We start from the raw sequence: 19,875 nt of genomic DNA, 5'->3' as shown, positions 1-19,875 counted from the left end.
GCCGGGTCGGTGCGATTCCGAGGTCAGCTTGCGCCGGGTCGACGCGATTCCCAGGTGAGTTAGGGCCGGGTCGACGCGCCTGCAGAGTCAGCCGAGCAGCCTGCCGAAGCAGCGCGAGAGCGGGGCGTCGCGGTAGAAGCCGAAGCCGGGGATCTCCTGGTAGCCGGCGCTGCGGTAGAGCTCGATCGCCTCGGGCTGGCGCAGGCCGGTCTCGAGGACGACGAGGTCGTGGCCGGCCGCGGCGGCGCTCCGTTCCAGCTCGGCGAGCACGGCCCGGGCGAAGCCCCGGCCGCGCTGCTCCGGTACGACGTACATCCGCTTCACCTCGACCGCGCTGGTCCCGCCGAGTGCGCGCACCGCCGAGCGGCGCCAGGCACCGGTGGCGACCGGCTCCCCCGCGGCGTCGTACCCGACGACGAAGAGTCCCGCGGGCGGGTCGAAGACCGCCGGGTCGACGGGCGTCTCGTCGGGCGTGCCGTAGCGGGCGACGTACTCCTGCTGGACGCGGGCGACGAGGGCGACCGCGTCCGGGTGGAGGTAGCCGACGGCGCGGAGGTCGAGGGTGGGCTGCATGGCGAAACCGATTGAACAGGGGCCGGACCGGCCTGTCACAATGGGCCCATCCCTGACAGCGTCGTCAGCCCACTCTCCGCCTCTGCCGATCGAGAAGGTTGACCCTGTGACCGACATCCAGATCCCTGCCGAGCTGAAGCCCGCGGACGGCCGGTTCGGCGCCGGCCCGTCGAAGATCCAGACCAGCCACCTCGACGCGCTCGCCGCGACCGGTGACGCGCTGATGGGTACGTCGCACCGCCAGGCTCCGGTCCGCAACGTCGTCGGCCGCGTGCTCGAGGGCCTCGGCGACCTGTTCTCCCTGCCCGACGGCCACGAGGTCGTCGTCGGCAACGGCGGCGCGACGGCGTTCTGGGACATCGCGGCTTTCGGCCTGATCGAGCAGAAGTCGCAGCACCTGACCTTCGGCGAGTTCTCGAGCAAGTTCGCCTCGTCGGTGAAGGCGGCGCCGTGGCTGGACGCACCGTCGGTCATCTCGGCCGACCCGGGCTCGCGGCCCGACGCGGTGGCCGAGGCGGGCGTCGACGCCTACGCCTGGGCTCACAACGAGACCTCCACCGCCGTGATGGCGCCGGTCCTGCGGCCCGAGGGGGCCGACGAGGGCGCGCTCGTGCTGATCGACGCGACGTCGGGTGCGGGCGGCCTGCCCGTCGACCTCGCCGAGACCGACGTCTACTACTTCGCGCCTCAGAAGTGCTTCGCCTCGGACGGCGGCCTGTGGTTCGCCGTCTTCAGCCCCACCGCGATCGAGCGCGCCGAGCGGATCGCCGCCTCGGACCGCTACATCCCGCCGTTCTTCAACCTCAAGACGGCCATCGACAACAGCCGGCTCAACCAGACCTACAACACCCCGTCGGTCGCCACGCTCTTCCTGATGGCCGAGCAGCTGGACTGGATGAACGGCCAGGGCGGGCTCAAGGGCATGGTCGAGCGGACCACCGCGTCGTCCGACGCGCTCTACGGCTGGGCCGAGCGGACGTCGTACACGACGCCCTATGTCACCGACCCCAGCCACCGCTCGCTCGTCATCGGCACCATCGACTTCGACGACGCCATCGACGCGGCGCAGGTCGCGAAGGTGCTGCGCGCCAACGGGATCGTCGACACCGAGCCCTACCGCAAGCTCGGCCGCAACCAGCTGCGGATCGCGATGTACCCCGCCATCGACCCGGCCGACGTCGAGGCGCTGACGGGTTCGATCGACTACGTCGTCGAGCAGCTTCAGGCGTAGAGGTCCACCCGGCGCGCACCGAGCGCGACGAACAGCTCGGTGCGGGCCGGACCGCGGACGGCGCCCGGCGTGGACAGCACGTCGGCGACGGTGCGCTCGAGCTCGCGGTGCTCCTGGAAGTGCCGCAGCGCCGCGGAGCGCCACTCCTCGATGTCCGGCCCCGTGCCCGGCATCGACGTGACCGCGCCGCGCGACCGGGCCAGCCAGCCCGCGCAGAGGAGAGCGAACGCCATCAGCAGGGCTGCGGTGGTGAGCTCCATCGACATGGTCGTCTCCTCTGTCGTCCGGCGGGCGGTGGACGGTGGTTCGGTGCTGGACCAACGACCCCGGGTACGACGGGTGACGACCGTGCCGCGAAGTCAGGACCGGGTCCCAGGCCGGCCACGGCCGTCGCGCGGACGTCATACGAAGCGGGGGCTCTGACCCTCGGGACGTATGACGTCCCGACCTCACCCCAGGCGTGCCGCGATGAGCTCGTACGCCGGCCGCCCGAACGCCACCATCCGGGCCAGCTCGACCGAGGTCGGTGTGGCCCGCAGCGTCTCGAGCGCCGCGTCCACGGCGTCCTCCTTGGGCCAGCCGTAGACGCCGGCGCTGACCAGCGGGAAGGCGATCGAGCGCGCGCCGAGCCCGTCGGCGACCTCGAGGGCGCGGCGGTAGCAGGACGTCAGCAGACTCCGATCGGTCTCCCCGGCGTTGCGGTTGGGGCCGACCACGTGGATCACCCAGCGTGCGGGCATCAGGCCCGCCGTGGTCCACCCCGCATCGCCGGTCGCGAGCCCCTGCGGGAAGCGGCGCACGCAGTCCGCGAGGATCTCCGGACCGCCGGCGGCGTGGATCGCGCCGTCGACGCCGCCGCCTCCGCGCATCCGCCGGTTGGCCGCGTTGACGACCGCGTCCACGTCCTGCTGGGTGATGTCGCCCTCGACGACCTCGATCTCCATCACTCGACCGTACGGAGCCGGACCGTGCACGGTCCACCCTCGACGAGGCCCTCCGCGGTCCGCACCGCCTTCTTCACCGGGAGGACGAACGTCCTCTCCTCCGCACTGGGGAACACCGAGGTCCGCCACGTGCTGGCACCGACGCTGACCTCGACGCGCACGCTTCCGAACCCCTTGCCGGGCGCGCTCTCGTCGATCGCGTCGGACACCTCGAACGGCAGGCTGACGAAGAACCACGCCCCGCCGCTCTCCTCGGCGCGGGCCCGCCACCGCCACAGCTCGGCGGTGAACTCGTACGCCTCCTCGGCCATGGGCCGATCCTGCCATCGAGCGCCGACGAGCCGGCTCGGTCCACTTCGAGGTTCCGCTTAGCGCGTCGACAGCAGCCGCAGCGTCGCCCGCTCCAGCCCGGCGCGGCGGGCGTCCTCGTCATCGTAGGTTCGCCGGACCGCAGCACGGATCGTGCGTCCCTCCTCGTAAGCGTCGATCACTCGCGGGTCGACGTACGCCGAGCGCGCCAGGGCCGGCGTGTTGCCGAGGAACTCCGCGACCTCCCGCATGGCGCCCGCGATCGCCCGCTTGCGTGCGGTCTTCGAGGCCTCCGGGCCGGGCGCATCGGCGAGCGCGGCCGCGGCCAGCACGGTGCCGTGCCAGGTGCGGAAGTCCTTCGCGGTGACGTCGAGACCGCTCGCCTCGCGCAGGTAGTCGTTGACGTCGGTGCCGCTCACGTCGAGTAGGCGCCGGTCGGCGCGTCGCCGGCGCCGCCGCCGGTCGAGCGCCTCGACCGCGATCGCGTCGTCGATCTCGACGTGGTGCTCGATCCCCGACTTGCCGGTGAACTCGAAGACGAGCACGTCGCCGGATCGCCGTACGTGCTGGCGTTCGAGCGTGGTGAGGCCGAACGAGCCGTACTCCTCGGCGTACACGTCGTTGCCGATGCGGAAGCAGCCCAGGTCGATCAGCCTCACCGCCAGCGCGCAGGTGGCGCGCGGCGCGAGGTCGTCGTCGGCCAGGTCGGCGAGCACCCGCGACCGCAGCCGCGGCAGGCGGCGCCCGAGCCCCACCACCCGGACGTGCTTCTCCGCCGCCCGCTGCTCGACCCACGCCGGGTGGTAGATGTACTGTCGCCGCCCCGCCGCGTCGGTCCCCACCACCTGCAGGTGGCCGTTGGGCCGCGGGCAGATCCACACCTCGCTCCACGCCGGCGGGATGACCAGCGCCTTGCAGCGCGCGGCGTCCTCGGGCGGCAGCGGCCGGCCGTCGACGTCGAGGTGCACGAAGCCGCGGCCCGCGCGGCGCCGCGTCCAGCCCGGCTCGTCAGGAGAGGTACGACGCAGCCGGGCCACGTCGGTCAGGTGCCCGGAAGTCGGCGGCTCAGACGGTCAGCGCGGCCGCAGCGAGCGGATGAGGACGACGACGATCACCAGCCCGGCGACACCGCCGAGGGCCCAGGGCCACAGCTGCCGCTCGATCTCGACCGGGCCGCGCCCGCTGCCGTCGTCGGTCTCCTGCAGCGGCGGGGGTGCGGCCGGGGCGTCCCCGACGGGCAGGTCGACGCGCAGCACCTCGGCGCCCGCACCCTCGGAGCCGACCAACACCTCGCCGTCCTCGCTGATCGCGATCCCCTCGCCCTGCTGCTGACGCGGCAGGTCCACCTGCGCGACCCGCTGCAGCTCGGGCCAGGTGTAGACGGCCGCCTGGCCGTAGTTGCGCAGCACGAGGCGCTCGCCGTCGGGCGAGAAGGTGCCGTCGGTCGCGATGCCGAGGACCTGGCCGACCTCGGAGAGCTCGTTGGGCCGGTCGGGGTCGAGGCGCTCGGGCGCCGCGTAGAGCCGGCCGATGAACTCCTTGGCCACCAGGTAGAGGCGGCCCGTCGCGGGGTCGGCGAGCAGCGCCTCGGCGTCGTGCGGGCCGTCGGGATAGGCGAGCTGGTACGTCGGCGCGTCGACCTCGCGCTCGCCCCGGCCGAACGGCACGCGGGCCACCTCGACGTGGTCGCGGGAGGCCGCGTTGTCGCCGATGTCGCCGACCCACACCTCGCCCCTGCCCGCGGGGGCCAGCGCCTCGATGTCCGTCGCGTCGCCCTGCCACCGGGTCACGCCCACGGTGTCGCCGGTGGCCGGGTCGACGGTGAAGATCCGGTTGCCGTCGCCGGAGTCGTTGACGGTGACGACCAGTCCGTCGCGGGCCACGAGCCCGCTGGACTCGGTGATGTCGGGGTCGGTGAAGCGGAAGACCGGGTCGCCCGGGGGCGGCTCGACCGCGGCGCCCGGCGCGAGGAGGCCGATCGCGAAGGGCGCCAGCAGGACCAGCCCGAGCAGGCCCCTCACCCGAGGAGCTCCCCCAGCCGGGGCCGGATGCCCCACGCGGCCACCAGGTCGTCGTACTCGCCGTCGTCGGTGGCGCTCCCGGTCCGGACCGCGCGCAGCAGGGTGTTGCGCGGCGTGTGCTGGCTGTCGACGAACTCCATCACGTCGACGCGGTAGCCCGCCCGGCGCAGCAGCAGCGCGCGCAGCGTGTCGGTCAGGGTGTCCGCGAAGCGCTCGCGCAGGATGCCGTCGCGCACGAGGGAGGAGTACGGCGCCGGCGCTGTCGAGCCGCGCAGCTGGGCCGCGATGTCGTGGTGGCAGCAGGGGGCGGCGAGCACGAGCGGCGCCTCCCACTCGACCGCGCGGGCGAGCGCGTCGTCGGTGGCGGTGTCGCAGGCGTGCAGGGCGAGCACGACGTCGGGCGCCTGCTCGAGCACCGCGCCGCCGATGGTTCCGGCCACGAAGGTGGCCTCGATGCCGAGCTCCCGCGCCACGGACGCGTTGTGGTCGCGCGACTGCTCCTTGACGTCGACCCCGGTCAGCCGCACGGGCAGGCCACGTCGCTCGCTGAGATAGCGCTGCGCGGCGAAGGTGAGATAGCCGTTGCCGCAGCCGAGGTCGACCACGCGCAGCGGGTCGGCGTCGGTCGGCCTCCGGAGGCGGCCCTTGGCCATGGCCTCGGTGAGCGAGCGGTCGAGGATGCGCAGGAAGTCCTCGACCTGGCGGTACTTCGCCATCCGGCTGGGCTTGATCCGGCCCTGCGCGTCGGCGAGGCCGAGCGCGGCGAACACGGGATCGTCCTCGGGCAGCAGCCGGTCCTTGGCCCGGTCGTGGCCACGCTCGACCGGCACCTCGCCGGACCGGGCGGCGACGTGCACCGCCGCGGCCCCCTTCTTGGTCACCCGCAGGCTGAGCTGCTGCTCGGCGGTCTCCACCGTCCAGTTCCCGAACGGCTCGGCCAGCAGGCCGTCGACGGCCTCCTCGGCCGCCTCCCCGACCGGGTGGTTGGCCGTGTGGGCCTGGGTGGCGTCGTACCGGACGATCTGGAGGTGCCGGCCGGCCTTGAGGTCCACCCAGCGCAGCTCGACCCGCCGCCACGGAGGTACGGCGCCGCGCCGCCGTCCCGAGGCGACGGCGCGCACCAGGCGCTGGTCGGCCAGCAGGTCGGCGCGGACCCGGGCCAGCCCCTCGTCGAGGGAGAGCGTGCTCATTTGACGAGCGCCGCCACGATCACGATGAGCAGGAGCGCCACCAACGCGGCCGGGATGATCAGGCGGCGGTGGCGTGGGTTCACCCGTCGATCCTACGGGGGCGATCTGCTCGGGCCGCGATCACCAGTGCTCGAGCGAGGCGGTCATGATCGTGGCGAGGTCCTCACCGGCGACGTCCTTGGGCGCGGTGGCGAGCAGGCGCTGCTGCTGGAGGGCGCCCTCGACGAGAGCATCGACGTCCCCGGCGCCGTATCCCACCTCGCCGAGGCCGTTGGGGATGCCGATGTCGCGCATCAGCGACGCGATCACGCCGGGCAGCACGTCGGCGTCCGCGCCGGAGGCGGACGGGTCGAGGAGGCGTGCGGCCCGCAGGTGGCGCTCGGGGGCGGCGTCGAAGGTGAACCGGAACGCCTCCGGCGCGGTGAGCGCGACGGCCATGCCGTGCGGCACCATCGCCTCGTCCTGCGGATAGTCCGCCGGGCGGAAGTCGCGCACCCGGCCGGCGATCGGGTACGCGTTGGCGTGCGGGATGTGCACGCCGGCGTTGCCGAAGCCGAGTCCGGCGAAGGTCGCGGCGAGCGCCATCTGCTCGGCCGCCTCACCCGACGACGCCGGCCCGTCCTCGCGCGCCTCCCGTACGGCGGCCCGGAACGCCGTCGACAGCATCCCCATCGCGCGCTCCGACCACAGGTCCGAGATCGGGTTCGAGCCGCAGTAAGGCACCCGCTGCTGGGGCTCCTTGGCCGCGAAGTCGGCGTACCAGCGGGCCGTGTAGCTCTCGAGCGCGTGACACAGGATGTCCATCCCCGCGGCGGCGATGACGCCCGGCGGCTGGGTCGCGGACAGGGACGGGTCGACGACCGCCAGGCGCGGGCGCAGCGCGGGGTGACTGATCCCGGTCTTCACCTTGAGCGCGAGCACGTCCATCACGCAGATCGTCGTGGACTCCGCGCCGGTCCCGGTCGTGGTCGGCACCGCCGCGAGCGGCAGCACCGGCTGCTGGGGGGCGCGGGCCTTGCCGATGGGCGCGTTGACGTAGTCCATCAGCTCACCGGGGTTGGTCACCAGCAGCGCGACGGCCTTCGCGGTGTCGATCGCCGACCCTCCGCCGACCGCGACGACCGCGTCGAACGGGCCCTCGCCGCGCGCGAACGCGACCGCCTCCTCCAGCGAGGCGTCGGTCGGCTCGACCCGGGCGCCGGCGTAGGTGACGACGTCGACGTCGTGGGCGCGCAGGGAGGACGCGACCGTCTCCGCGTGTCCGGCGGCCTCCACGCCGGGGTCGGTGACGAGCAGGGCCCGGCGCGCGCCCCAGCCGCGGACGTCGTACCCGACCTCCGCGGCGGCACCCCGGCCGAACTTGAGCGCCGGTGCGGCGTAGGTGAAGACGGTCTCGTTCAGCTGGCTCACACGGTCACGTTATCGCCGGCCGCCTCGATCGCTGCACGGACCGAGCCGTAGACCTTCAGCCGACCGGCCGCGATGTCGGCCAGCGGCACCCACGCCACGGCGTCGGTGGTGCCGCCCTCCTCCACGACACGCGGCTCCCCCGGTCCGACCTCAGCCCGGTAGATGACCCCGATCGCGTGGAAGTCCTCCTCGCGACCGTTGGGCGCGGTGCCGGTGAAGTGGTGATCGAGCACGGTCAGCAGGTCGACGGCCTCCCCCTCGAGCCCGCACTCCTCCCACAGCTCGCGGCGGATCGTGTCGCGCGGCGACTCGCCGTGGTCGATCCCGCCGCCCGGCAGGTGCCACGTGCCGGGGTCCGGCGCCAGGTCCGAGGTCCGGGTCAGCAGGAGCGCGCCGTCCTTGACGACATACGCATAGGCGGCCGTGCGCTGGCGCTGACGCACGGCGTACGACGCCAGCGCCTCGCTCACCAGGCCGACCGTGGGCACGGTGCCGTCGAGCACGGCCGCGATCGGCTTCCACGCCGCCTCCGCGGTCGATCCGTCGACCTCGGTGACGTGTGGCTCGGGCGCGTCGGCCGGCACCCAGCCCTCGTAGACGATCCGCACCGAGTGCGCGTCGACGCGCCGTCCCCGCCGCCACGAGTCCGCGACGTGCAGGGAGTAGACGTGGGCGGTCTCGCCGACCTGCGCGTGCAGCCCGGTCTCCTCGAAGATCTCCCGCACCACCGCGTCGCGCGGGTCCTCGCCGTGGTCGACCCCGCCCCCCGGCAGCGACCACAGCTCCCGCTTGGTCACCCGCTCCGCGAGGCGTGAGAGCAGGATCTGGTCGCCACGGACGATGACGGCGTACGCCGCCAATCGCTGCACCCGCTGCACCATGCCCCGCCCCGTCCGTTGAGTTGCCGCTTTCTCACCCTCGAGTTGCCGCATCCGAGCCTATGCCGTCCCGCCGCGTGCCGAGGGGGCGGGCGCGCGGGCAACTCGAGGGTGAGATCGGGGCGACTCGACGGTGAGAAAGCGGCAACTCAACTGAAGGGGGGACGGCTGTCGCGGGCCAGGGAGTGGCGCCCGGCCCAGCGCCAGATCCGGGCCGAGCGGTCGCGGTCCTCGTCGGTGACCAGGTTGCCCATCCAGCGCAGGGCGAGGGTCATGAGGAGGTCGGAGCGCATGCCGACCGGGCCCAGGGCGGGCAGCAGGCGGGGAACGGTCACCAGCCCGGCGAGACGGCGCGCGATCGAGAAGGACTCGCCGTAGTGCTCGCGCAGCAGCTGCGGCCATGCCGTCCCCAGGTCGACGTCGGCGGACGCGGCGAGCAGCTCGGCGACGACCCGGCCGGTCTCGAGGCCGTAGTCGATGCCCTCGCCGTTGAGCGGGTTGACGCAGGCCGCGGCGTCACCGATCAGCGCCCAGTTGCGCCCCGCGACGTTGGACACCGCTCCCCCCATCGGCAGGAGGGCCGAGGTGGGGGCGCGCAGCTCCTCGCCCAGCCCGAACTCCTCGCGGAGCCGGTCGGCGTAGAGCCTCATCAGCGGCTTGATGGCCACGTCGGCGGGCCGCTTCGCGGTCGCGAGCGTGCCGGCGCCGAGGTTGACCTCGCCGCTCTGCTTGCCGAGGGGGAAGATCCAGCCGTAGCCGGAGAGGATCTCGTTCTGCTCGCCGCGCAGCTCGAGGTGCGAGCTGATCCAGGGGTCGTCGGCGCGGGTCGAGGCGACGTACGAGCGCCCGGCCACGCCGTACACCGTGTCGCGGTGCCACTCCCGTCCGAGCACCTTGCCCAGCGGCGAACGGACGCCGTCGGCCACGATCAGCCGCTTGCAGGCGACCTCACGGCCGTCCTTGAGGACGACCGCCACGACCCGCTCGCCGTCCCTGCGTACGTCGACCGCCCGGGCCCCGTCGAGGGCGGTCGCCCCCGCCTTGAGCGCGGTGGTGCGCAGGTGGTCGTCGAGCTCGGTGCGTGCCACGGCGCTGCCCCAGTCGGGCAGGTTGCCGCCCGGCCACGGCAGGTGCAGGGTCTGGCCGAAGCCGTGGGCGCGCAGACCCTGGTTGACCGTGTGCGAGCGGACCCAGTCGCGCAGCCCGAGCCGCTCGAGCTCGCCGATGGCGCGCGGCGTCAGCCCGTCGCCGCAGGTCTTGTCGCGCGGGAACACCGCCGCGTCGGCCAGCACCACGTCGAGGCCCGCGCGCGCCGCCCACGCGGCCGCCGCCGACCCGGCGGGACCGGCGCCGACGACGAGGACGTCGGTGCTCAGGTCTCCTGCTGCGCTCATGGGCGCCATTGTCGCAGCGCAGGCGTCAGCGCCCGCCTTCGGGACCGACGAGTGCGGACGGCACGAGGGTCAACCACCCAGTACGCCGGGATGCCTGCCCGCTCGTAGCGCTTGAACTTCGTGTTGAGGTCGTAGAGGGCCGTGCTGGGCGAGAGGATCTCGATCACCAGGGTCGGCAGCACCGCGATGGGTTCTTCCCCGACCAACGCGGTCGGGTCGAACACCACGACGTCGGGTTGGACCGCCGTGTCCACGGACAGAACGTCGAAAGGTTCTGCCAGCACCTCGAGGTGGGACGGTTGACTTGCGAACAACAGGCGCAGCAACTTCGCCTGGGTGGCGGTGCGGCTCCCACAGCTCCGCGACGTCGTACGCCGTCAGCACCTGCCCGTGAGGCAGGTCGTGTCCACCGTCATGGCTCCCATTGTGTGCCTCGCCTCCTCGACCCGAGTCATGCGTCGATCCTCGGCCGCGTCGACCAGCACGACGAACAGCTCTCCGCAGCCCCGAATGCCCGTAGTCCGCGGTGGCTCGCTACGCACAAGGCCCTCGCGAGCAAGCTCGCGAGGGCCTTGTGCTACTCGATCCGGCTCGTCACACCAGACCTGACGACTTCGTCGTCAGTTCTGGTAGGAGCCGAAGTCGAAGTCGTCCAGGGCCACGGCCTGGCCCTGGTTGCCGAACTCGTAGTCGTAGGACTCGTAGCCCGTGACGGCGTACGCCGCGGCGCGCGCCTCCTCGGTCGGCTCGACGCGGATGTTGCGGTAGCGCTCCAGGCCGGTGCCGGCCGGGATGAGCTTTCCGATGATCACGTTCTCCTTCAGGCCACGCAGGCTGTCGGAGCGGCCGTTGATCGCGGCGTCGGTGAGGACCCGGGTGGTCTCCTGGAAGGAGGCCGCCGAGAGCCACGACTCGGTCGCGAGCGAGGCCTTGGTGATGCCCATGAGCTCGGGACGACCCGAGGCCGGCTTGCCGCCCTCGGAGACCACGCGGCGGTTCTCCTCCTCGAAGCGGACCCGGTCGACGAGGTCGGACGGGAGCAGGTTGGTCTCGCCCGACTCGAGCACCGTGATCCGGCGCAGCATCTGCCGCACGATGATCTCGATGTGCTTGTCGTGGATCGACACGCCCTGCGACCGGTAGACCTCCTGGACCTGGTCGACGAGGTGCTGCTGGGTACGGCGGACGCCGAGGATGCGCAGCACCTCCTTCGGGTCCTCGGTGCCGGCGGTGAACTTGTCGCCGACCTCGACCCGGCCGCCGTCCTCCACCAGGAGGCGCGAGCGGCGGGACACCGGGTACTCCTTGACCTCGCTGCCGTCGTCGGGGGTGACGACGATGATGCGGGCCTTGTCGGTCTCCTCGATCTGCACGCGGCCGGCGGCCTCGGAGATCTGGGCGTGACCCTTGGGGGTGCGGGCCTCGAAGAGCTCGACCACGCGGGGCAGACCCTGCGTGATGTCGTCGGCCGAGGCCACACCACCGGTGTGGAAGGTACGCATCGTCAGCTGCGTGCCGGGCTCACCGATCGACTGGGCCGCGATGATGCCGACGGCCTCGCCGATGTCGACGAGTTTGCCGGTGGCCAGCGAGCGGCCGTAGCACTTCGCGCAGGTGCCTGTGCGGGCGTCGCAGGTCAGGACCGAGCGGACCGTGACCTCCTCGATGCCGGCCTCGATGAGCTCGGCGATCTTGACGTCGCCGAGGTCCTCGCCGGCGACGGCGAGGATCTCACCGGTCGTCGGGTGCGCGATGTCCTTGGCGGCCGAGCGGGCGTACGCCGCGGTCTCGGCGTTCTCGTCCTTGACGACCACGCCGTTCTCGTCCTTGACGCCGATGACCTTGGGCAGGCCACGCTCGGTGCCGCAGTCGTCCTCACGGATGATGACGTCCTGCGACACGTCGACCAGACGACGGGTCAGGTAGCCCGAGTCGGCGGTCCGCAGCGCGGTGTCCGCCAGACCCTTGCGGGCGCCGTGCGTGGAGATGAAGTACTCCAGGACGGACAGACCCTCGCGGAAGTTGGCCTTGATCGGGCGCGGGATGATCTCGCCCTTCGGGTTGGCCACCAGACCGCGCATGGCGCCGACCTGGTTGATCTGGTTGAAGTTACCCGAGGCGCCCGAGTGGACCTGGACGTAGATCGGGTTGGTCGGGTTCGCCTCGAAGGTCGAGCGCAGCGCCCGGCCGACCTCCTGGCTGGCCTTCGTCCAGATCTCGATGAGCTCCTGGCGGCGCTCCTCGTCGGTGACCAGACCGCGCTCGTACTGCTTCTGGATCTTCGCCGCCGACTCCTCGTGCACGGCCAGGATCTCGGCCTTGTTGGGAGGCGTGATGACGTCGTCGATCGAGACGGTGACACCGGAGCGGGTCGCCCAGTAGAAGCCGTTGTCCTTGAGGGCGTCCAGGGACGCCGCGACGACGACCTTGGGGTAGCGCTCGGCGAGGTCGTTGACGATCGCGCCGAGGCGCTTCTTGCCGACCTCCTCGTTGATGTAGGGGTAGTCGGCCGGCAGCGCGTCGTTGAAGATCGTGCGGCCCAGCGTCGTCTCGACCAGCGTGGTCTCGCCGGCCTCGACACCCTCGAGGGCGTAGTCGGTGAGGCGGATGCGGACCCGGTCCTGCAGCGCGATCTCGCCGCGGTCGTAGGCCATGATCGCCTCGGCCGGGGAGGTGAAGGTGCGCAGGCGCACCTCGCCGTCGATCTCGACCGTCGCCTCGCCACGCTCGGTGGTGAGGAAGAACAGGCCGATGATCATGTCCTGGGTCGGCATGGTCACCGGACGGCCGTCCGACGGCTTGAGGATGTTGTTGGTCGACAGCATCAAGATCCGCGCCTCGGCCTGGGCCTCGGCCGACAGCGGCAGGTGCACGGCCATCTGGTCACCGTCGAAGTCCGCGTTGAACGCGGTGCACACGAGCGGGTGGAGCTGGATGGCCTTGCCCTCGATCAGCTGCGGCTCGAAGGCCTGGATGCCGAGGCGGTGCAGGGTGGGCGCACGGTTGAGCAGCACCGGGTGCTCGGTGATGACCTCTTCGAGGACGTCCCACACGACCGGGCGCGCACGCTCGACCATCCGCTTGGCGGACTTGATGTTCTGCGCGTGCGAGAGGTCGACGAGCCGCTTCATGACGAACGGCTTGAAGAGCTCCAGCGCCATCTGCTTGGGCAGACCGCACTGGTGCAGCTTCAGCTGCGGACCCGACACGATGACCGAGCGACCCGAGTAGTCGACGCGCTTGCCGAGCAGGTTCTGGCGGAAGCGACCCTGCTTGCCCTTGAGCATGTCGGAGAGCGACTTCAGCGGCCGGTTGCCCGGGCCGGTGACCGGACGACCGCGGCGGCCGTTGTCGAACAGCGAGTCGACGGCCTCCTGGAGCATCCGCTTCTCGTTGTTGACGATGATCTCCGGCGCGCCGAGGTCGAGCAGCCGCTTGAGGCGGTTGTTGCGGTTGATGACGCGTCGGTAGAGGTCGTTGAGGTCGGAGGTCGCGAACCGGCCACCGTCGAGCTGCACCATCGGGCGCAGGTCCGGCGGGATGACCGGGACGGCGTCGAGGACCATGCCCTCGGGCTTGTTGCCCGTCTTGCGGAAGGCCTCGACGACCTTGAGCCGCTTGAGGGCGCGGACCTTGCGCTGACCCTTGCCGGTGGCGATGGTCTCGCGCAGGCTCTCCACCTCGGCGTCGAGGTCGAAGCTCTGCAGGCGCTTCTGGATCGCCGTGGCGCCCATGTGGCCCTCGAAGTACTTGCCGAACCAGTTCTTCATCTCGCGGTAGAGGACCTCGTCACCCATGAGGTCCTGCACCTTGAGGGTCTTGAACGTGTCCCAGACCTCGTCGAGGCGGTCCAGCTCGCGCTGGGCGCGGTCGCGCAGCTGCTTGAGCTCGCGCTCGGCGCCGTCGCGCACCTTGCGGCGCTGGTCGGCCTTGGCACCCTCGGCCTCGAGCGCGGCGATGTCCTCCTCCAGCTTCTTGGTGCGGTCCTCGAGACCGGCGTCGCGCCGCTTCTCGATGGACTCGCGCTGGAGCTGGATCTTGCCCTCGAGCGAGGACAGGTCGCGGTGACGCGCCTCCTCGTCGACGGCGGTGATCATGTACGCCGCGAAGTAGATGACCTTCTCGAGGTCCTTCGGGGCGAGGTCGAGCAGGTAGCCGAGCCGGCTCGGGACGCCCTTGAAGTACCAGATGTGGGTCACCGGGGCGGCGAGCTCGATGTGGCCCATCCGCTCGCGGCGGACCTTCGAGCGGGTCACCTCGACGCCGCAGCGCTCGCAGATGATGCCCTTGAAGCGCACGCGCTTGTACTTGCCGCAGTAGCACTCCCAGTCCCGGGTGGGACCGAAGATCTTCTCGCAGAAGAGGCCGTCACGCTCGGGCTTGAGCGTGCGGTAGTTGATGGTCTCGGGCTTCTTGACCTCGCCGTGGCTCCACGTGCGGATGTCGTCCGCGGTGGCCAGGCCGATCTGAAGCTGGTCGAAGAAATTGACGTCGAGCAACGTTGTTCCTTAGTTCGCTCTGAAGAAAGAAGAGAGGGAGGACTTCAGCGGGGAGGTACGCCGGCGGGGCCGGCGCACCTCCGCACGCATCAGACTTCTTCGACCGAGGGGTTCTCGCGACGCGACAGGTCGATGCCGAGCTCCTCCGCCGCGCGGAAGACGTCCTCGTCGGCGTCCTTCAACGCGATGGTGGAGCCGTCCTGGGACAGCACCTCCACGTTGAGGCACAGCGACTGCATCTCCTTGACGAGAACCTTGAACGACTCCGGGATGCCCGAGTCGGGGATGTTCTCGCCCTTCACGATGGCCTCGTAGACCTTGACGCGACCGGGCACGTCGTCGGACTTGATGGTCAGCAGCTCCTGCAGGGCGTAGGCGGCGCCGTACGCCTCCATCGCCCAGACCTCCATCTCGCCGAACCGCTGGCCACCGAACTGGGCCTTACCGCCCAGCGGCTGCTGCGTGATCATCGAGTAGGGGCCGGTCGAGCGAGCGTGGATCTTGTCGTCGACCAGGTGGTGGAGCTTGAGGATGTACATGTAGCCGACCGACACCGGGGACTTGAACGGCTCGCCGGAGCGGCCGTCGAAGAGGTTGGCCTTGCCGTCCTCCTTGATCATCCGCTCGCCGTCACGGTTCTTGTGCGTGACCCGGAGCAGACCGGTGATCTCGTCCTCGCGCGCGCCGTCGAAGACCGGCGTGGCCAGCTTCGTGTTGGGCGCGGCCTCGTCGGCGCCGATCGCGATCAGGCGCTTGGCCCACTCCTCGTCGCGCAGGTCGGCGTCGATGTGCCAGCCCTGCTTGCCGAGCCAGCCGAGGTGCAGCTCGAGGATCTGGCCGATGTTCATGCGTCGCGGCACACCCAGCGGGTTGAGCACGACGTCGACCGGCGTGCCGTCCTCCATGAACGGCATGTCCTCGATCGGCAGGATCTTCGCGATGACGCCCTTGTTGCCGTGACGGCCGGCGAGCTTGTCACCCACGGAGATCTTGCGCTTCTGCGCGACGTAGACGCGCACCAGCTGGTTGACGCCCGGCGGCAGCTCGTCGCCCTCCTCGCGGTCGAAGACGCGCACGCCGATGACCGTTCCGGACTCGCCGTGCGGCACCTTCATCGAGGTGTCGCGGACCTCGCGCGCCTTCTCACCGAAGATCGCGCGGAGCAGGCGCTCCTCGGGGGTCAGCTCGGTCTCGCCCTTGGGCGTGACCTTGCCGACGAGGATGTCACCGGTCGACACCTCGGCGCCGATGCGGATGATGCCGCGCTCGTCGAGGTCGGCGAGCATCTCCTCGCTGACGTTGGGGATGTCGCGGGTGATCTCCTCCGGACCCAGCTTGGTGTCGCGGGCGTCGACCTCGTGCTCCTCGATGTGGATCGAGGTGAGGACGTCCTCCTGCACCAGGCGCTGGCTGAGGATGATCGCGTCCTCGTAGTTGTGGCCCTCCCACGGCATGAACGCGACGAGCAGGTTGGTGCCCAGCGCCATCTCGGCCATGTCGGTGCACGGACCGTCGGCGATCGGCGAGCCGACCTCGAGCCGGTCCCCGGCCTCGACCAGCGGACGCTGGTTGATGCAGGTGCCCTGGTTGGAGCGCTTGAACTTCGCGAGGCGGTACGACGAGTAGGTGCCGTCGTCGTTCATGGTCTCGACGAGGTCGGCGGAGACCTCCTTGACCACACCGGCCTTGTCGGCCACCACGACGTCACCGGCGTCGACCGCGGCACGGAACTCGATGCCGGTGCCGACGATGGGCGAGTCGCTCTTGATGAGCGGCACGGCCTGACGCTGCATGTTGGCGCCCATGAGCGCGCGGTTGGCGTCGTCGTGCTCGAGGAACGGGATCAGCGCGGTCGCGACCGACACCATCTGGCGCGGCGAGACGTCCATGTAGTCGACGTCGTCGCCCGGGATCTCGGAGACCTCGCCGTGGCGCAGGCGCACGAGCACCCGGTCCTCGGCGAACCTGCCCTCGGCGTCGAGCACCGCGTTGGCCTGCGCGATGACGTACTTGTCCTCGTCGTCGGCGGTGAGGTAGTCGATCTGGTCGGTGACCTTGCCGTCGACGACCTTGCGGTACGGCGTCTCGACGAACCCGAACGGGTTGATCCGGCCGTAGGAGGCGAGCGAGCCGATCAGACCGATGTTGGGGCCTTCCGGCGTCTCGATCGGGCACATGCGGCCGTAGTGCGACGGGTGGACGTCGCGGACCTCCATGCCGGCGCGGTCACGGGAGAGACCGCCCGGGCCGAGCGCGGAGAGGCGACGCTTGTGCGTCAGGCCCGCGATCGGGTTGGTCTGGTCCATGAACTGCGAGAGCTGCGAGGTGCCGAAGAACTCCTTCAGCGCCGCGACCACGGGACGGATGTTGATCAGGGACTGCGGCGTGATGGCCTCGACGTCCTGGGTCGTCATCCGCTCGCGGACCACCCGCTCCATGCGGGCCAGGCCGGTGCGGAGCTGGTTCTGGATCAGCTCGCCGACCGTGCGCATGCGCCGGTTGCCGAAGTGGTCGATGTCGTCGGCCAGGACCGGCAGGTCCTTGCCGTCGGCGTCCTTGAGGATCTCGCCGCCGATGGCGGTGACGAACTCGTCGTTGTTGTGCAGCTGGACGATGTACTTGATGGTCGCGACCATGTCGGCGATCGTCATCGTCTGCTGGTCGAAGGCCTCGTGCTGACCGAGCTTCTTGTTGACCTTGTAGCGGCCGACCTTGGCCAGGTCGTAGCGCTTCGGGTTGAAGTAGTAGTTCTTCAGCAGCGTCAGCGCGGCCTCGCGCGTCGGCGGCTCGCCCGGGCGGAGCTTGCGGTAGATGTCGAGCAGGGCGTCGTCCGGGCCCTGGGTGTTGTCCTTCTCCTCGGTCAGCTGGATCGACTCGTACTGACGCAGGTCGGCCATGACGGCCTCGTAGTCGTACTCCTCGCCGGTGTCCTCGGCGATGGCCTGGAGGGCCTTGAGCAGGACCGTGACGTTCTGCTTGCGCTTGCGGTCGAGGCGCACGCCGACCATGTCGCGCTTGTCGATCTCGAACTCCAGCCACGCGCCGCGGCTCGGGATCAGCTTGGCGGTGAAGATGTCCTTGTCGGACGTCTTGTCGGCGGTGCGCTCGAAGTAGACACCGGGCGAGCGGACCAGCTGCGAGACGACGACGCGCTCGGTGCCGTTGATGACGAAGGTGCCCTTGGGCGTCATGAGCGGGAAGTCGCCCATGAAGACCGTCTGGCCCTTGATCTCACCGGTCTCGTTGTTGGTGAACTCGGCGGAGACGTAGAGCGGGGCGGAGTAGGTGAGGTCCTTCTCCTTGCACTCGTCGACGGTGTACTTCGGGTCGTAGAACACCGGGTTCTCGAACGAGAGCGACATCGTCTCGGAGAAGTCCTCGATCGGGGAGATCTCCTCGAAGATCTCCTCGAGTCCGGACTTGAACGTGGCGGCGACGCCGGATGCGATCCGGGCCTCGATGCGGGCCTTGTGGGCCTCGTTGCCGATCAGCCAGTCGAAGCTGTCGGTCTGGAGCGAGAGGAGCTGTGGAAGCTCCAGCGGCTCGGTGATCTTCGCAAAGGAGATGCGGGACTTACCGGGGGTGGTGCGCGCGGCCAAGAGTTGTCCTTCGACGGGTTCGACTCTTCGAGAGCGCCCGGCCCACCACGTCATCGGCCACCGGGCAGGCCGAAGCGCATCTGAGGGCAGGCGCAAGGAGCCACGATACACGACCAGCGAGCGCTCCACAATATCGGCTGCGCAAATCGTCGCGCAGCCGGGGCGGCCCATCGGTGTCCGGCGCAGACCGGTCCGCCGATCATGCTCGGGCGCCGCCCCGAGGTCAAGGCCGCCGCGCCCGGAGCGGGTGGGTCAGCCGTTGTCCAGGTCGTCGCAGGAGTCGTCGGTGCACAGGTCGTCGAGGAGCCACTTGGACTCGCTGCCCGCTGCCCTCAGCAGGGAGAAGGTCGCCCACATCCGCAGCACGAACGGGTCCTTGCCCGCCTTCGTGACGTGCTGGTCGATGAACACCACCACGGTGGCGCGCCGGCCGTTCTCGGAGACCCGGGTCAGGGCGGTGCCGGCGGACCTGGCGACGACCACCACCTTCTGGGCCTCGGCCTCCTTGGTGAGCTCGGGCCAGCCCCTGGCCTGCTTCTCGGCCATCTTGTCGGTCATGAAGCCGCGCAGGCGCTCGAGGTCGGTGGCCATGGTCCGGTGGTCGTAGGAGAGCACCGGGGCGACCATCTGCTCGGCGGCGCCCTCGGCTTCGAGCGCCGCGCGCTCGACGCGGACGTTGCGCGCGCTCAGCTCCCGGGCGGAGTCGTCGCCGCGCGCGCCGGGCAGCGTGACGACGACCACGGCGAGGATCACCGACAGGACCGCCGCGACGGCCGCGGCGGCCAGGGCGATCGGACCGGGGCCGCGGCGCTCGGCGGGGGACGGGGTCGGGTCGTCCGCGGTCGCCGTCTCGGCGGGCTCCGTCGCAGCCGCGGGAGGCACGGCGGGCTCCGCCGCCGCCTCGTCCGCCTCGCGCTCGGCCGCCAGCTCGGCGTCGTACGCCGCGCGCTTGTCGGGGTCGAGCAGGACGCCGGCGGCGTCGTTGTAGGCGCGGAAGCGGCGCTCGGTCGGGTCGAGGTCGGCGATCGCGCGCTTCCAGGCCGCCCGGATCTCGTCGGCGCCGGCCGTCTCGTCGACGTCGAGAAGGTCGTAGAGGTTGGTGCTCACTGCTCGTCCTCCCCGGTGCGGCTCGGGGACGGCGTCGTCGCGGGAGCGGACGGCTGGCCCGAGGGCTGCTCCCCCGCTCCCCCACCTTCGGGGATCGACGCCTCGCCGAAGGAGGGCAGCTGGTCGTCGAGGTCGTCGAGGTCGTCGACCAGCCAGGTGCCGTGCTGCTTCACCAGGGATACCTCGTAGCGGAACCGGAGCGGCTCGAGCGGGACCCGCTTGGAGGCGTCGGTCGGAGCGGAGGGGTCCGGCAGCGTGAACTGGACGATGCCGGCGACCAGGACCACGGCGGAGTCGTCGTCGATGCTGGCCACGCCGACGGCGTACGGCGTGCCGACCCGGTCGGTCTGGGTCTGCTTGACGGTCTCCTCCGCGTAGCCGACGTTCTTGTCGAAGACGGTGCGGAACTTCGCGGTCATCAGCTTGCCGAGCGAGGCGTAGTCGGGCATCTTGCCCGACGTGTCGAGCATCTCCGGGCCGTAGGTGTTGAAGCGCTGCACGAAGGTCCGGCCGGCGGCGAGCACCTTCTCGCGGTCGGTGCTCTCGTCGCGCGGCGGGTCGATGAGGGAGTCGAGCCTCTTGCCCGGGTTGGATCCGGCGCCCTTGTCGACCAGCGTCCACACACTGACGCCGAGCGCCGCGACGACGACGCCGAGCAGCAGTCCGATCACGCTCCAGCGGAGCGTGGCACTGGTGCCCTTCACGCGATGTGCCTCGACG

The 19,875-nt window shown here is 71.0% G+C and carries 16 protein-coding genes; 1 reads left to right on the top strand and 15 read right to left on the bottom strand.

The window, feature by feature from the left end; all coding sequences use genetic code 11:
- Positions 1-87: 87 nt before the first annotated feature.
- The gene (locus FHP29_RS19900) at positions 88-573 is read right to left on the bottom strand and encodes a GNAT family N-acetyltransferase (RefSeq protein ID WP_139624595.1); all 486 of its coding nucleotides are present in this window, start codon (positions 571-573) and stop codon (positions 88-90) included.
- 106 nt (positions 574-679) lie between these two features.
- Between FHP29_RS19900 and serC the strand changes: the two genes are divergently transcribed.
- The gene (gene serC, locus FHP29_RS19895) at positions 680-1,804 is read left to right on the top strand and encodes a phosphoserine transaminase (RefSeq protein ID WP_139624594.1); all 1,125 of its coding nucleotides are present in this window, start codon (positions 680-682) and stop codon (positions 1,802-1,804) included.
- On the opposite strand, the gene FHP29_RS19890 is transcribed toward serC, so the two are convergent.
- From FHP29_RS19890 to FHP29_RS19825, 14 genes are all read right to left on the bottom strand, one after another.
- Positions 1,795-2,070 carry a hypothetical protein gene (locus FHP29_RS19890; RefSeq protein WP_139624593.1) on the bottom strand — a complete coding sequence of 92 codons (276 nt, stop codon included), beginning with the start codon at positions 2,068-2,070 and terminating at the stop codon, positions 1,795-1,797. The genes serC and FHP29_RS19890 overlap by 10 nt on opposite strands.
- Before the next feature lie 183 nt (positions 2,071-2,253).
- The gene (locus tag FHP29_RS19885; RefSeq protein WP_192904048.1) at positions 2,254-2,748 is read right to left on the bottom strand and encodes an O-acetyl-ADP-ribose deacetylase; all 495 of its coding nucleotides are present in this window, start codon (positions 2,746-2,748) and stop codon (positions 2,254-2,256) included.
- Positions 2,748-3,059, bottom strand: coding sequence for a DUF1905 domain-containing protein (locus FHP29_RS19880; RefSeq protein WP_139624592.1), 312 nt, complete (start codon positions 3,057-3,059; stop codon positions 2,748-2,750). The genes FHP29_RS19885 and FHP29_RS19880 overlap by 1 nt, the downstream gene beginning before the upstream one ends.
- A 57-nt stretch (positions 3,060-3,116) precedes the next feature.
- The gene (locus tag FHP29_RS19875) at positions 3,117-4,094 is read right to left on the bottom strand and encodes a DNA topoisomerase IB (RefSeq protein ID WP_139624591.1); all 978 of its coding nucleotides are present in this window, start codon (positions 4,092-4,094) and stop codon (positions 3,117-3,119) included.
- A 36-nt stretch (positions 4,095-4,130) separates the two neighbouring features.
- On the bottom strand, positions 4,131-5,078 hold the full coding sequence (locus FHP29_RS19870; protein ID WP_139624590.1) for a WD40 repeat domain-containing protein: 948 nt from the start codon (positions 5,076-5,078) through the stop codon (positions 4,131-4,133).
- Positions 5,075-6,268 carry a class I SAM-dependent methyltransferase gene (locus FHP29_RS19865; RefSeq protein ID WP_139624589.1) on the bottom strand — a complete coding sequence of 398 codons (1,194 nt, stop codon included), beginning with the start codon at positions 6,266-6,268 and terminating at the stop codon, positions 5,075-5,077. Before FHP29_RS19865 ends, FHP29_RS19870 begins: the two co-directional genes overlap by 4 nt.
- A gap of 120 nt (positions 6,269-6,388) precedes the next feature.
- Positions 6,389-7,678 (bottom strand): hydroxyacid-oxoacid transhydrogenase, encoded by a 1,290-nt coding sequence (locus FHP29_RS19860; RefSeq protein ID WP_240044628.1) that lies wholly within the window; start codon positions 7,676-7,678, stop codon positions 6,389-6,391.
- Positions 7,675-8,559 (bottom strand): NUDIX domain-containing protein, encoded by an 885-nt coding sequence (locus tag FHP29_RS19855; RefSeq protein WP_139624588.1) that lies wholly within the window; start codon positions 8,557-8,559, stop codon positions 7,675-7,677. Before FHP29_RS19855 ends, FHP29_RS19860 begins: the two co-directional genes overlap by 4 nt.
- A gap of 146 nt (positions 8,560-8,705) precedes the next feature.
- A complete protein-coding gene (locus tag FHP29_RS19850; RefSeq protein WP_139624587.1) occupies positions 8,706-9,950 on the bottom strand; it encodes a geranylgeranyl reductase family protein in 1,245 nt (414 codons plus the stop codon).
- Complete coding sequence (locus FHP29_RS19845; RefSeq protein ID WP_139624586.1) at positions 9,947-10,276, bottom strand: Uma2 family endonuclease; 330 nt, start codon at positions 10,274-10,276, stop codon at positions 9,947-9,949. Before FHP29_RS19845 ends, FHP29_RS19850 begins: the two co-directional genes overlap by 4 nt.
- 294 nt (positions 10,277-10,570) lie before the next feature.
- Positions 10,571-14,449 carry a DNA-directed RNA polymerase subunit beta' gene (locus tag FHP29_RS19840; RefSeq protein ID WP_139624585.1) on the bottom strand — a complete coding sequence of 1,293 codons (3,879 nt, stop codon included), beginning with the start codon at positions 14,447-14,449 and terminating at the stop codon, positions 10,571-10,573.
- An 89-nt stretch (positions 14,450-14,538) separates the two neighbouring features.
- Entirely contained in the window at positions 14,539-18,048 is a 3,510-nt protein-coding gene (rpoB, locus tag FHP29_RS19835) for a DNA-directed RNA polymerase subunit beta (protein WP_240044627.1), read from the bottom strand.
- 252 nt (positions 18,049-18,300) lie between these two features.
- Positions 18,301-19,155 carry a J domain-containing protein gene (locus FHP29_RS19830; RefSeq protein ID WP_139624583.1) on the bottom strand — a complete coding sequence of 285 codons (855 nt, stop codon included), beginning with the start codon at positions 19,153-19,155 and terminating at the stop codon, positions 18,301-18,303.
- Positions 19,152-19,859, bottom strand: coding sequence for a hypothetical protein (locus tag FHP29_RS19825; RefSeq protein WP_139624582.1), 708 nt, complete (start codon positions 19,857-19,859; stop codon positions 19,152-19,154). The genes FHP29_RS19830 and FHP29_RS19825 overlap by 4 nt, the downstream gene beginning before the upstream one ends.
- Positions 19,860-19,875: the final 16 nt, after the last annotated feature.

It is taken from the genome of Nocardioides albidus (assembly GCF_006335005.1).
In the GTDB taxonomy this organism is placed as follows: Bacteria; Actinomycetota; Actinomycetes; order Propionibacteriales; family Nocardioidaceae; genus Nocardioides; species Nocardioides albidus.
Note: the sequence above shows the minus strand (reverse complement) of the source record. Positions and strands in the feature narration are given on the sequence as shown.

Coding starts and splice junctions, on each gene's coding strand:
- FHP29_RS19900 (WP_139624595.1), bottom strand. CDS start 573: ATGCAGCCCACCCTCGACCTCCGCGCCGTCGGCTACCTCCACCCGGAC.
- FHP29_RS19890 (WP_139624593.1), bottom strand. CDS start 2,070: ATGTCGATGGAGCTCACCACCGCAGCCCTGCTGATGGCGTTCGCTCTC.
- FHP29_RS19885 (WP_192904048.1), bottom strand. CDS start 2,748: ATGGAGATCGAGGTCGTCGAGGGCGACATCACCCAGCAGGACGTGGAC.
- FHP29_RS19880 (WP_139624592.1), bottom strand. CDS start 3,059: ATGGCCGAGGAGGCGTACGAGTTCACCGCCGAGCTGTGGCGGTGGCGG.
- FHP29_RS19865 (WP_139624589.1), bottom strand. CDS start 6,268: ATGAGCACGCTCTCCCTCGACGAGGGGCTGGCCCGGGTCCGCGCCGAC.
- FHP29_RS19850 (WP_139624587.1), bottom strand. CDS start 9,950: ATGAGCGCAGCAGGAGACCTGAGCACCGACGTCCTCGTCGTCGGCGCC.
- FHP29_RS19855 (WP_139624588.1), bottom strand. CDS start 8,559: ATGGTGCAGCGGGTGCAGCGATTGGCGGCGTACGCCGTCATCGTCCGT.